This window comes from Mucilaginibacter oryzae (assembly GCF_003148845.1).
Classification (GTDB): Bacteria; Bacteroidota; Bacteroidia; order Sphingobacteriales; family Sphingobacteriaceae; genus Mucilaginibacter; species Mucilaginibacter oryzae.
On sequence record NZ_QGHA01000002.1, the window covers coordinates 816456 to 829965 of the forward strand.

Genomic DNA, 13510 nt, shown 5'->3' on the forward strand with positions numbered 1-13510 from the left:
ATACATTAAAACTTAAGGGATTTTTTACGCTATTTAATACCTTTGGAGCTTACAGCATCAAACACCTATAGTAAAAAACAATGCCCGATTTTATTTTAAACCTCGACAGGCATTTATTCTATTTTATTAATCATGATCTGTCAAATGCTTTTTTTGATTGGATCATGCCTATTTTGCGCGAACCCAAAACATGGATCCCGTTGTATGTTTTTATCATCGCTTTCTGCTTATGGAAATATAAAAAAACGGGCCTGGTTATCATCCTGCTGTTAATTGCCGCGGTGGGCATGGCCGACTTTACAAGCGGCGTGCTCATGAAACATAACATCCAACGCCTCCGCCCCTGCCGCGATCCGCTTGTTGCTGCAACCGATATCAGTCGTGTACCTTGCGGTAGCGGCTATAGTTTCCCCTCAACGCACGCTACCGACCATTTTGCTATAGCCATATTTCTATGCTTTGTATTGGGCCGTAAATGGAAATGGATCTGGCTTTGGTGTGTTTTTTGGGCGGGCAGCATTTGCTTCGCGCAGGTTTATGTAGGCGTACATTTCCCGGTAGATGTGGTTTGCGGGGCTATTTACGGTGCATTTGTTGGCTGGCTATTTTCATTATTATTTAAAAAATTACAACCTTCCTTTTAATGGGATACTGGAAAATACTTCTGCTTTTTTTCGCGGCCTTTTTTGGCGGCACATCTGTTTTTTTATTTAAGGGCGATAATCATAAAACCCTTAAACTGGTACTATCTTTTAGCGGCGCTTACCTGTTTGGCATAACCGTTTTACACCTGGTACCAGACGCCTATCATGATAACGACAACTATGTTGGCGTGTTTATACTGATCGGTTTCCTGTTTCAAATTGTGCTGGAACAGTTTTCAGACGGGATTGAACATGGCCATATGCACAAACACCCGCATGACCTTGCAGTTTTCCCGATAGGCATTATGGCCAGCCTGTGCCTTCATGCCTTTTTAGAGGGTATGCCCCTTGCGCAGGGTAACCAGGACCAACTGGTTTACGGTATAGCGCTGCACCATATCCCGGCAGCTTTCGCGCTGGCTACCGTGCTGCTCACTAATAAACAAGGTAAAAACAAAACCATATTTTTCGTGGCTGTATTCGCGCTGATGGCTCCGGCAGGGTACTTTTTTAGCGATGCGCTAAGCAACGGCAATATTGGCAACCTGCAGCATTATTTTAACCGGATTATGGGCGTGGTTATCGGGATCTTTCTGCACATTTCCACCACTATTCTGTTTGAATCGAGCGCTGATCACCGGTTTAATATGCGGAAGATGATTGCCGTACTGGCAGGTGTTGCTATTGCCTTGTTGGGATTTTTGAAGCAATTGTAGCCACGGCCTATAAAGGTGACAAGGTCCTCAATCAGATCCCCCAACTTTTATTAGGCTTCGGCCCCATCTCCAGTTCAAGTGTGCCACCAGCCATCAACTGTTTATGTGTAAACAACGGCTTGTTAAGTATCTGACCGTTAAACTTAGCACTCTGGATATATTTATTGATCACGGAGCATTTGTTAGCAACCAGCTTAAATTGCTTGCCGTTTTGCAGGTTAATAGTAACCTTGCTAAATACAGGGCTGCCAATAGTATAAACCGGTTTACCGGGTGTAACAGGATAAAAACCCATCGAAGAGAACACTACAAATGCCGACATGCCGCCGCCATCTTCATCACCGGGGATACCGAAAATATTATCCTTGTACCAAACATCCAGTAAAAACCTCACACGCTTTTGCGTTTTCCAGGGCGCGCCGGCAAAATTGTACAGGTACGGTATATGGAAACTCGGCTCGTTACCCATCGAAAATTGTCCAACCAGGCCCGTGGCATCCGGAAATTTAGCCCAAAATTGGTATTTGCTCCGATCAAGGCTCTCGCGAAATAACTGATCCAAACGGTTCTGGAATTTATCTTGCCCACCCATCAAATTGGCCAAACCAGGGATATCGTGTTGAACCTGCCACAGGTAAGTCCAACCGTTGTTTTCATCGTAAAATTCCCGGCCACCTAAACCGCCATCAAACTTCGGGTCGATATCAATCCAGTTACCGTCTTTATCTTTGGGGATAAACATTTGTTTATCATTATTCCACAGGTTTTTATAGTTAAGGGCCCGTTTGGCAAACAGTTGCTCATCTTTAGTTTTATTAAGCTCACCCGCTAATTGCCCAACAGCCCAATCGTCGTAGCTGCCGCCAAGGGTTACAGCCACTGCCTGGCGCTTTTCAAAGCCGTCTACAAGGCTTACGGTTTCCTTCTCGCCTTTTTTCAAAGCGGGGAAATAACCTTTCTCATAGTAAAAATCGTCCAGTTCACACTTAGGGCCATTTTTCCAGGGCAGCATAGTGGCTTCCCTTGCGTTTTTCAACACGCCCTCATAAGCTTTATTAATGTCGAAACCGCGGATACCTTTGCGGTAATCGTCCAAAAACATTATCGTTGAGTGAAAGCCATTCATGCAAGGGTTATCACCAAAAAGTACGGGAAAAGTGGGCATCCAACCGCTTTGTTCGTACTGGTTAACATATGAGTTCAACATATCCGATTCGAGCTGAGGGTTAAGTATCGTACGCAATGGATGCAAAGCCAGGTAAGTGTCCCAAACCCAATCATCTACATAAAACGGGCGATTGCTATCGTGAATCTTTTTGTCATATCCGCTATAGTAATGACCATCTTCGTTAATATCAACCATACGTTCGTTGCAACGGTATAAGGCAGTGTAAAATGAGCGGCGCTGGGCTTCGGTACCGCCTTCAGTTTCAATTTGGCCAACTACTTTTGCCCATATGGCTTTTGCGTTCTGCTTTAAGATTTCGAACCCGGCATCGGCAAACTCATTATTAAAATTTTGCTTTGCCTGTTGAGGGCTTACATAGGATATGGCGTATTTAAATTCAATTACATCTGGCGCGTCTGCCGTGAAAGTGATATACGATTTCAACCCTTTTCCATCGGCAGCGTTCTGCTTAATCAAAGCATTATCTTTTACTACACCTGCTATTCCTTTCGCGTTAAAACGCCCGTAAACATATACCCTAATATCATCATTATAGGTTTCAAAGCCGGTTAATTCATTATTGCCGGTGAAAGTCAGGTTGGCAACGCCATCGTTATACAAACCAAACAAAATGCTTTTCGACGCGCTTTTGGCGGGAAATGAAAACTTATAATCGCCTGCTTTTTTTCCTGGAGCAAACTCAACGGTTATGTCTTTATCAATCAGATAGGTTGAATAATACCAGGGGCGGCTAACTTCTAAATCATGATCGTAAGCCATCCGCTCGTCCCAGGAGGCGGGTGTTAAAGCCTGGTTATCCGGCTTTACAGAAAATACCTCACCAAGGCGATGCGATACCACATTAAGCGGAAAGCTTGAGATTTGATCATCGATGTAATCGTTACGTACAGGAACCATCCTGATCATTTGGTTGGGCAGATGTGTAGTTGGTCGGGTAGGTTCAAGCAGTGCGCCGACATTGCCAATATGCGGATCGATGTATTGCAGGTTGCCGTCGTCTTTGGTTTGCGAATACGCCGCCGAAAAAAAGGTACTGATACTGATGACCGTAGACAAAAACAGCGGTTTTAACAACCGGGAAAGTGGACTTGGCATGTTTATTTACTTTTTTTGATAAAACGTTTTTACAGGTGATGTAAAAATACACGCAATGATTTATGATTAGGAATAATTTTGGAAAATTCGGTTTTTTTTAAGGCATCCAGGATTATTGAACTACCCCAATGCCTTTACTTTTCGCTAAAAAAGTTATTTTTAAGAATTGCCCCCTCACCGTGTATTCCCTGTCTTTTTAAATATGTAAAGAATTGCAAATCCCGGAAAACTGGGATTTATCTGCTTCAAAACATATCAGCGTTATTAGCTAATTCAACAGTTCCTTATATAGTCAATTGCGCCTCGTATGGCTGCAATTTTTTCCAGCTGGTATTTTGTTATCTTATTTCTGATAGATTTGCATTACACGATACTTATTTATGATACCCCAAAATGATGATTTTAAAATAGATGTAACGTCCGAGTTTGGTACACTGCGTTCACTGCTTATTCACAGCCCCGACAGCGGACTGGGCAAAGTGGTGCCATCCAAAGCGCAGGATTGGCTTTTTGAAGATATTGTGCACCTGGATACCATGCGCAAAAACGAGTACGACCACTACGTAAAACTGCTGCTTTACTTTCTTGATCCTGCCAAAATAAAAGGAAAGAAGAACAAGGTTGATGCTACAGAAACCCGCCGTGCCTTTTTTAAACCGGACAACCCGGCTTTTCATGCCTCGGGTAAAGTGATAGAGATTCAAACGCTCCTTTCCGATATTTTGCAGCAGGCAGATATCCGTAAAAAAATGGTAGCTTCTGTTTGCGCTATTGAAAGCTGCAACTACCGCCTGCAACAACGGCTGATAGATACCGACCCTATTGAGCTGGCAAAGATCTTCATTTCAGGCTCGCTTACCGCCGAAGAAATGATCTTTGCCCCTATCCCCAATCTCATTTTTTCGCGCGATTTGGGTATTACCGTCAATAATCATATCCTGCTGAACAAGCCGGCAAAAAAGGCGCGTTTCCGCGAAACCCTGCTCATGCGTTATATATTTTTTAACCATCCTTTGTTTGCAGGCTATCGCGATAACATTTTAGAGATCCCTGAAACACCGCAGCACTTTTTGCGCCCCGGCGAAGAAGCCGAAGGCCGCACTACTTTAGAGGGTGGCGACGTAATGATGGTAAGCCCCGATCATTTACTGATTGGCTGCAGCGAACGAACATCTATCAGCGGCGCCAACGAGGCTATCAGGCTGTTGTTTGCCAATAATGTGGTAAAAAAGGTGACCATCGTGAAAATCCCCCACAAGCGCGATTACATGCACATCGATACGGTATTTACCCAGGTAAAACGCGATACCTGGGTATTATTGCGCTCGTTGGCGGTTGCCGAAGCGCCACTTGAAGAACGCGAGCCGATTTCGTTTTTCACCGATAAAAAATCAAAAGAACGTACCGAGATTGTTCAGTTTGAAAAGGACGAAAAGCCAAAGGTGTTTGCCTGTATTGAAGACCTGCTGGCTGATATCAGCGAAAATGATTTAAAAAGCGGCACCAAAACCAGGTTCATTTATTCGGGCAATAATACATTCCCGTTTGACGCCCGCGAACAATGGACCGATTCCTGCAACCTGCTGGCCCTGAAGGAGGGTGTTGTGGTAGGCTACGACCGTAATGATAAAACCGCGGAAGCTTTTAAAGAAGCTGGTTTTAACATCATCAGGGTAACAGATCTGCTTCAGAAATTTGAAAACAACGAACTTAACCCGCAGGATATGAAAGATACCCTGATCCTGATGCCATCAGCCGAGCTTTCGCGTGCGCGGGGCGGCTTTCACTGCATGAGCATGCCGTTATTAAGAGATCAGGTACTTTAATTATCAGAACCGGGATTAGGGGGATTTATTTGATTCAAAAGATTTTGTTTGGATAGTCAAAAACAGGAATCCCGTTAATCCCCAAAATCTCCCCAAATCCCGGTTCAGACATAATGACCAAAAAAATGAGCCAGTCAACATCACATATATTAATGATAAGCCCGGTAAACTTCGGGTTTAACGAGGAAACCGCAGCCAGCAACGCATTTCAAAACCGTAATGCCGAAAAACAGGGCGTACAAGAAAAAGCTTTAAAGGAATTTAACAGCATGGTTAATATTTTAAGGCACAACGGGGTTGACGTTACCGTTATTGAAGATACGCCGGAGCCATACACCCCCGATTCCATATTTCCCAACAACTGGGTTTCCTTTCATGCCGATGGCACGGTGTTCCTTTACCCGATGCAGGCCGAAAACCGCCGCCTGGAGCGAAGGGAAGATATCATTACAGGAATTGAAGATAAATTTAAGGTAGCCCATGTGATAGATCTGAGCCGCTTTGAAAACGAACACAGGTTTTTAGAAGGAACCGGCAGCATGGTGTTGGACAGGGAAAATAAAATAGCCTACGCCTGCCTCTCGCCCCGTACCGACAAAGAGGTGTTAAACCTTTTTTGCGCGCATGCAGGATACACCGCGGTTAGTTTTGATGCCGCCGATGAGAAAGGGCAGCCAATTTATCATACCAACGTATTGATGTGCGTAGGCAGCGGTTTTGCCGTAATTTGTTTGGATAGCATCCCTAACCCGCACGAGCGATTGACGGTTATCGACAGTCTTAAATCAACAGGTAAAGAGATTATCGATATTTCTTTCGGACAAATGAACAGCTTCGCAGGTAACATGCTGGAAGTGAAAAACAAAGCCGGGGAGGTATTGATTGTAATGTCAGCCAATGCCTACAACGCGCTTGACGATAAACAACGCCTGAAACTTGAGCAATTTGGCAAACCGGTTTACGCGGATATTAACACCATAGAAAGCAACGGAGGGGGCAGCGCCAGATGTATGATGGCCGAAGTACATTTACCACTGGTTTAACAAACGAGTTAATAATAACTTAACAAGAAAAAAAACCTCTGTAAATATCTAAAAATCAATATATTATCAATATAAAAGACATTTAATGATAACATTGGCTTCTCATCACCTAAAACACATCAAAAACATTACATTTTAGCGATAAATTTTATGTTGGTAAATAACAGTAAATTCCATTTAAAAATTACATTTTTGCCCCAAATTTTTTAAGGATGCAGAGTTACCAGGAATTTCTTGACTTAAGTGTTGGTTTCCCCCAGGATGGTTTTGAGATCATCGACGATGAATTATATTTCCAGGATTTGAATTTAATGGAGATGATTGAAACGTATGGCACCCCCTTGCGTTTTACTTATCTGCCTTTAGTTTCTAAAAAAATCCAGCAGGCAAAGTTGCTGTTTCAGCAGGCCATCATCAAAAACAACTATCGCGGTACGTATAAATACTGCTACTGCACCAAAAGCTCGCACTTTAAGCATATTGTGGAAGAGGCGCTTAAAAACGATATCCACCTGGAAACATCATCGGCGTTTGATATGCCGATGATTGACGCGCTGGAAAAAAAGGGTGTTGTAAGCAAGGATATCACGGTTATCTGCAACGGTTTTAAAACTTTCCAGTACAAGCAGTATATCATAGATATGCTGCACGACGGCTTTAAAAATATTATCCCGGTGCTGGATAACAAAGAAGAATTTAACCTGTACGACGATGAGATTGAGATGGACACCCCATGCAACCTCGGCATCAGAATAGCCGCCGAAGAGCAGCCCGATTCGCAATTTTACACCTCGCGCTTAGGTGTGCGCATGGAGGATGTTATTGATTTTTATCATAATAAAATTGAAGATAACCCAAACTTCCATGTTAAGTTGCTGCACTTTTTTATCAACTCAGGTATCTCGGATACACCCTATTACTGGAACGAGCTTGAAAAGTATGTAACACTTTACTGTAAATTAAAAAAGGTGAACCCGCACCTGGATACACTTGATATCGGTGGCGGCATGCCGTTTAAAGACTCGCTGGTTTTTGATTTTGATTATGAGTACATGATCAATGAAATTGTAAGCCGTATTAAGGAAATCTGCGCCGAACATGATACCATGGAACCCGATATCATTACCGAGTTTGGCAAATATACCGTGGCCGAAGCATCGGGCATCCTGTACAAAGTATTGGGCCGGAAGCAACAAAATGATCGCGAACGCTGGCTGATGCTGGATGGTTCGTTCATCACCAACCTGCCCGATGTTTGGGCGCTAAACCAAAAGTATATTCTGCTGCCGGTTAACAACTGGGATTCGGAATATGAGCGCGTAAACCTCGGCGGCATTACCTGCGACGGCCAGGATTACTATAACCAGGAAGCACATATGAACAGCGTATTTATGCCTAAAACCCGTAAGGTGCAATATCTCGGCTTTTTTAACACGGGAGCCTACCAGGAGGTATTGAGCGGTTACGGCGGCATCCACCACTGTTTGCTACCATCGCCTAAACACGTGATCATCCGCCGCAACCGCGACGAGACCTTTAACTTCGAGGTGTTTGGCGAAGAGCAAAACAGCAAGCAGGTATTGAAGATACTCGGTTATACGACTTGAGAGATTTGTGTTCGGAGTTTGTAAGATTAATTTTCTTTTTCAAAACTTAACTGAACCAGCCAAAAAAGAGGCTGTGTCATAAATCAAAATTGGCCGTCTGTGGCCAAATAAAATTTCGACATCGGCTGGTCACTAATAAAAAAAGGGCAATTTTCGATTTAAAATTGCCCTTTTTTATTACGTTTTGAGATCTATTTACACCTTAACAAAATTTAATTTCGACACCAAAAGTGTAAAATGATTTATGATACAGCCTCTTTATATTTAAACATTCAATTTCCTATTTCCAACCTCTACTTCGCCGATGCCACTCCCCAGTAACAGCTATTGCGGATTTTTTTGAGGATGGCAGGCGTTATCCCTGATACTTCGTGTTGATATTTATCTTTATCGGTGAGTACAAACATGGTTCCGTTTACATTGTTGTACATATAAGAGCATAAGTGGGTAGCCTCCCCGTCTTCGTCTTTTTTAACGTCTATTCTGATGGCATTGGTTTTATTATCTTCCTTTGCCGATCCGTTTTTTGCAATCGCGGTTACCCAGTTAATGGTATAACCTATATTTTGTTCGGATACGTTCTCTGTACTTTCCTTGTAGCTTTTACTATCCTTTACAACTTCCAGCAGACACTTGACACAAGGATCAGGAACAGTGGCCGAGCCGTACTTTTTAGTGGGGTTATTGATCACGCTATCTGTTTTGTCGGCTACCGTCGCGGAAGTTTTAGAGCTATCTTTTGATGCGGGTTTATTTTTAGCTTGCTGGCAGGCGGAAGCTGTAACTAAAAAAATACAAATATAAGTGCGTAATTTTAACATAAACATAACTGGCTAATTGGTTACTATGAAGATATACATTCTTTAACTCATTTTGTGTGACAATACTTTTTTCCCTTTATTATAATCCGGGTAAAAAATAGCTTTAAGTAATTTAAACCCGTTTTTTATTGCATTTATTAAACAAGCGGACGACAGTTATTCTATAAAATTTTCTTAAAATTGCCTGATTTAATTTCTGCCCGCCCAATTGCCAAAGGCAGGCCTTGAACCATCATAACATTTTAAAAAAAACAGGGTTATACCTGTGTTAAATTATAACTGCCTGCTAACGCATGGCGGTATACGATAATAAGATGACTAACAACAGTACAGCTTCAAATTCAACAGTCGATGTGGTTTTAATTGGCGCAGGTATTATGAGCGCTACCCTTGGTGTAATGCTTAAAGAGCTTCAACCCAATTTTACGATTGAGCTTTTTGAACGACTGGATGTTATTGCGGCCGAAAGTTCGGCACCGATGAATAACGCCGGTACCGGCCACTCTGCATTTTGCGAGCTGAACTATACACCGCAATTGCCCGACGGTAGCATCGAAATTAAAAAAGCGATCAAAATTGCCGAACAATTTGAAACCAGCAAAGAGTTTTGGGCTTACCTGGTTGAAAAAGGGCACTTGGGCAACCCGCAGAATTTTATCCGCAAGGTGCCGCACATGAGTTTTGTTTGGGGCGAAAAAAATGTAGAGTATCTTAAAAAGCGCCGTGAAGCTTTGGTAAAGCATCACCTTTTTAAAGGAATGGAATATTCTGAAGACCGGGAACAGATAAAAAAATGGATTCCGCTGGTGATGGAAGGGCGAGATGCCGACGAAAAGGTATCTGCAACTTTTATGGACATCGGCACCGATGTAAACTTTGGCAGCCTTACCAGCGCGCTGATTGGCGAAATGAATAAAAAACCGGGTGTTACCGTTAACCTTAACCATGAGGTTAATGATTTGAAACGTAATGCCGACGGCAGCTGGAAGGTGGTTGTAAAAGATAAATCGACCGGGACTAAAAGGAAACTGAACGCCAGGTTTGTATTTGTTGGCGCAGGCGGCGGCGCTTTACACCTGCTGCAAAAATCGGGCATTGAAGAAAGTAAAGGCTTTGGCGGTTTCCCGGTAAGCGGGCAGTGGCTGGTTTGCAATAATCCGGATATAGTTAAACAGCACGAAGCTAAGGTATACGGAAAGGCCTCAGTAGGTTCGCCGCCAATGTCGGTACCGCATTTGGATACCAGGATGATTGATGGCAAACGCGCGTTGCTTTTTGGCCCTTACGCGGGCTTTTCAACCCGTTTTTTAAAACAAGGCTCGTTGCTTGACCTCTTTACATCAATAAAACTGAATAATATTTTGCCTTTACTGGCCGTAGGGCGCGATAACTGGCCTTTAACCAAATACCTCATTCAGCAGGTAATGCAATCGCCTGCCGACAGGTTAAACGCGTTAAAAGATTACATGCCTAACGCCAAAGCCGAAGACTGGGACCTGGATATTGCAGGCCAGCGTGTGCAGGTAATTAAGAAAGATGCAAAACACACCGGCGTACTTGAATTTGGTACAGAGGTAGTAAGCAGCGCCGATGGCAGTATTTCGGCCCTGTTGGGCGCTTCGCCGGGGGCATCAACTTCGGTACCTATCATGATCCAGTTGATTGAACGTTGCTTCAAAAATCACATTAAAACAGATTCATGGCAGCAGAAGCTTAAACAAATGATACCATCCTACGGCGAATCCCTTGCCAATAACGAGGCATTGAGCGAGGCTACGAGGGCAAGAACCAGTGAAATTTTGGGACTGGCTTAATTCTGCTCATCCCTCAAACAAAATCAAGCTCATATCGGGTCCGGAATATGAGCTTGATTTTTTATTTGAGGGTAAAATATATCTACCTAAACGATTCGTTCGCCGGATTGGAGTTTACTGCCGTTTCCTTTATTTTAAACTCTATTGGCTGCCCAATCAACGTGGTTTTAATACTGAACGGAATTTTAACTCCGCCGTTTATTCCCTCGTAATTTCCATATTCAACCGATGCATCGGCGGCTCCATCGATAGCCTGTTTGAGCTTTAAACCTGTTTTGGTACTGTAATAATTACGAATATGCACATCTGTTCCTAAAGTAACATCAACTTCGTAGGCAAGCTCACCGTTTACAACGCGCAGCGTTGGCTGCAGAGTGAGGTTTTGATTTATCCTTTCATAATCCAGCTCAGGAAACGGTCTGGCTTTAAGCCTCAGCAGCTTTTTGCCGTTTTCATCAAGCTGTATTTCTTTATTTAGCTGTTTAACTTTGGCGCTATCTCCGTTAACAGATAAATGCATTACCACCAGGTTATTGTACGATGGCACTGTAGCTTCCTGGAAATACTTATCAGGCATCTTATAACGGGTGATCAGTTGTACTTCCGAACCTTGTACCGAGCCTGTAGCCGACGTTTGCAGATCACGTATGTTTTTAAGTTTATCCGCCCCGCCTATCGCGTCGAGGTAATTTTTAATCACTGTAGCCGCTGTTGTGCCCTGCGCGATGGGTAAACCGCTGTACGAATTATTTTCGGGGTTGATATCGGGCAGTACATGGTCGGGATCTATCGTCGCTAAAGTTATTTTTGATGTTGATTTATAAGGGAACGTCCAGGTATCGCCCCGTTGCCAGATCTCGGCAGGCAATTTCACCGTACCCGTTTTTCCGTTTTCCTCCCTTATGTAAACAGTAACCGGAAGTGCCATTTCTTCCAGGTTTTCGATAGTGATCAGCGCTCCCTTAGATGCATCATTATCCGGATAGGTAATATCCTTTACAGCCTGGTCAACCTTCCATGTTGTAAAAAACCACTCGTTCCAGAACCAGCTCAGGTCTTCGCCCGCGGCATTATCCATGGTATGAAAAAAGTCCCATGGGGTTGGGTGTTTAAATGCCCAGCGTTTAATATAAGTTTTAAAGGCATAATCAAAACGGTCTTCCCCCAGTATCTGCTCGCGTAAAATAGTGAGGCCCAAAGCAGGTTTTTCATAGGCGGCATATCCCAGGTAATCTTCCTGCAATACGTCGGGCGTATTCATGATGGCTTCGGCAGCCGCGCCAAATATCATTGGGGCGCTTTTCTGAGCATCGGGCTTTTCGTAATATTCGCCCTTATTAAACACCTTTGTATCTACACTATTAATGAAAGTATTAAAGCCTTCATCCATCCATGCATATTTGCGTTCATTTGATCCTACAATCATCGGGAACCAGTTGTGGCCAAACTCGTGGTTGGTAACCTCCCATAAACCGCCGTTCTGGTTGTTTGATCCGCAAAACACGATGCCGGGATACTCCATGCCGCCAACTATACCTGCTACATTGGTTGCCACCGGATAAGTATATTCAAACCACTTTTCGCTATACAGCTCGATGGCTGCTTTCACATACTCGGTAGAACGGCCGTACGAATTATTACCCTTGGCTTCAACCGGATAAACAGATTGAGCAAGCGCCTTTTTTCCGCTGGGCAGGTTAATCCTCGCGGCATCCCATATAAATGCTTTTGATGCCGCCCAGGCTACATCACGGGCATTTTTGCACAAAAAGTGCCAGGTTAGCATCGGCTTTTTAGGATAATCGTTATTGCGCAAAATATCCGTCGAATCTTTAATGGTAACCGTTTTATCACTTTTACGGGCCTCGGCCAAACGGCTGATGCTTGTTGCGGACAGCACCTCGGTTGAGTTAAGCAATTCGCCAGATCCTGCGACTACAAGGCTTGCAGGCGCGGTTATGGTGTAATCGAAATTACCGTATTCGAGGTAAAACTCGCTCGCCCCGAGGTATGGGATGGTATTCCAGCCGCTTACATCATCGTAAACCTCCATACGGGGGTACCATTGTGCAATTTCATAAATCCAGCCGTTTTTAGTTTGCACACGGCCCATCCTGTCGGTTCCGTATTCAGGTATGTCAAAAGCATATTCAATTTTTACCTGTAATTTATTCCCGCCCGCTTTCAAAGAGTCTTTAAGCCTGATCTGCATCCGGGTATCGGTAACCAGGTAGTCGGCTTTTGTGGCCTTGCCTTTGTTAATTACATAAACCGACTTTATTTCGGCTCCCTTGGTGTACGATTTATTGGCAAATCGCCCTCCGGATATATTGCTGGTAGCTTCCGAGCGCGAGTCGTTTTTATAAATATTCTGGTCAATCTGCAGCCATAAAAAACCCAGCGCATCAGGACTGTTATTGGTATAGGTGATTAAGGAAGTACCTTCAACTCTGTGCCTGGCAGTATCAAGGGTAACATCCAGCTTATAATCGGCCCGGTTTTGCCAGTATTTAGGCCCCGGCGCGCCATTGGCCTGCCGGTACTCGCCGCCACGTTCGGGATAAAACATGGGATTAAACACTTTATGCTGATCGTATTTAGGGGCCTGATCGGTATTTTGAGCAAACGAACAGAAACCGTTAAAAATTAACAGGACCGCAAGCGCGGTTTTATAAAGCTTCATTTATAATTAATTAATTGTGAGGGAAAGATATCAAATTATATTGAACAGCAAACGTAATTAATCAGATACTTC

General features: G+C 43.6%; 9 protein-coding genes. 6 read left to right on the top strand and 3 right to left on the bottom strand.

Annotated elements, in window-relative coordinates; all coding sequences use genetic code 11:
- Positions 1–80 precede the first annotated feature (80 nt).
- A complete protein-coding gene (locus tag LX99_RS08815) occupies positions 81–644 on the top strand; it encodes a phosphatase PAP2 family protein (protein WP_109607512.1) in 564 nt (187 codons plus the stop codon).
- Positions 644–1360 carry a ZIP family metal transporter gene (locus tag LX99_RS08820; RefSeq protein WP_109607513.1) on the top strand — a complete coding sequence of 239 codons (717 nt, stop codon included), beginning with the start codon at positions 644–646 and terminating at the stop codon, positions 1358–1360. Before LX99_RS08815 ends, LX99_RS08820 begins: the two co-directional genes overlap by 1 nt.
- A 31-nt stretch (positions 1361–1391) precedes the next feature.
- On the opposite strand, the gene LX99_RS08825 is transcribed toward LX99_RS08820, so the two are convergent.
- Entirely contained in the window at positions 1392–3644 is a 2253-nt protein-coding gene (locus LX99_RS08825) for a GH92 family glycosyl hydrolase (RefSeq protein ID WP_109607514.1), read from the bottom strand.
- A 380-nt stretch (positions 3645–4024) separates the two neighbouring features.
- Here LX99_RS08825 and LX99_RS08830 point away from each other — a divergent pair, with 380 nt between their 5' ends.
- From LX99_RS08830 to LX99_RS08840, 3 genes are all read left to right on the top strand, one after another.
- Positions 4025–5470: an arginine deiminase family protein gene (locus LX99_RS08830; protein ID WP_109607515.1), complete on the top strand. Its 1446-nt coding sequence runs from the start codon at positions 4025–4027 to the stop codon at positions 5468–5470.
- Between the two features lie 125 nt (positions 5471–5595).
- Complete coding sequence (gene ctlX, locus LX99_RS08835; protein ID WP_109607617.1) at positions 5596–6513, top strand: citrulline utilization hydrolase CtlX; 918 nt, start codon at positions 5596–5598, stop codon at positions 6511–6513.
- 212 nt (positions 6514–6725) lie between these two features.
- A complete protein-coding gene (locus LX99_RS08840; protein WP_109607516.1) occupies positions 6726–8120 on the top strand; it encodes an arginine decarboxylase in 1395 nt (464 codons plus the stop codon).
- 293 nt (positions 8121–8413) lie between these two features.
- Here the strand turns inward: LX99_RS08840 and LX99_RS08845 are convergent, their stop codons facing one another.
- On the bottom strand, positions 8414–8941 hold the full coding sequence (locus LX99_RS08845; protein ID WP_146203084.1) for a hypothetical protein: 528 nt from the start codon (positions 8939–8941) through the stop codon (positions 8414–8416).
- A 293-nt stretch (positions 8942–9234) separates the two neighbouring features.
- On the opposite strand from LX99_RS08845, the gene LX99_RS08850 reads away from it, so the two are divergent.
- Positions 9235–10755 (top strand): malate:quinone oxidoreductase, encoded by a 1521-nt coding sequence (locus LX99_RS08850; protein ID WP_245927878.1) that lies wholly within the window; start codon positions 9235–9237, stop codon positions 10753–10755.
- An 82-nt stretch (positions 10756–10837) separates the two neighbouring features.
- On the opposite strand, the gene LX99_RS08855 is transcribed toward LX99_RS08850, so the two are convergent.
- Entirely contained in the window at positions 10838–13438 is a 2601-nt protein-coding gene (locus LX99_RS08855; RefSeq protein WP_170122659.1) for a M1 family metallopeptidase, read from the bottom strand.
- Positions 13439–13510: the final 72 nt, after the last annotated feature.

Bases quoted from the DNA above. Each gene is read 5' to 3' on its own strand.
- LX99_RS08845 (WP_146203084.1), bottom strand. From the start codon at position 8,941: ATGTTAAAATTACGCACTTATATTTGTATTTTTTTAGTTACAGCTTCC.
- LX99_RS08855 (WP_170122659.1), bottom strand. From the start codon at position 13,438: ATGAAGCTTTATAAAACCGCGCTTGCGGTCCTGTTAATTTTTAACGGT.
- LX99_RS08830 (WP_109607515.1), top strand. From the start codon at position 4,025: ATGATACCCCAAAATGATGATTTTAAAATAGATGTAACGTCCGAGTTT.
- LX99_RS08850 (WP_245927878.1), top strand. From the start codon at position 9,235: ATGGCGGTATACGATAATAAGATGACTAACAACAGTACAGCTTCAAAT.
- LX99_RS08820 (WP_109607513.1), top strand. From the start codon at position 644: ATGGGATACTGGAAAATACTTCTGCTTTTTTTCGCGGCCTTTTTTGGC.
- LX99_RS08840 (WP_109607516.1), top strand. From the start codon at position 6,726: ATGCAGAGTTACCAGGAATTTCTTGACTTAAGTGTTGGTTTCCCCCAG.
- LX99_RS08815 (WP_109607512.1), top strand. From the start codon at position 81: ATGCCCGATTTTATTTTAAACCTCGACAGGCATTTATTCTATTTTATT.
- ctlX (WP_109607617.1), top strand. From the start codon at position 5,596: ATGAGCCAGTCAACATCACATATATTAATGATAAGCCCGGTAAACTTC.
- LX99_RS08825 (WP_109607514.1), bottom strand. From the start codon at position 3,644: ATGCCAAGTCCACTTTCCCGGTTGTTAAAACCGCTGTTTTTGTCTACG.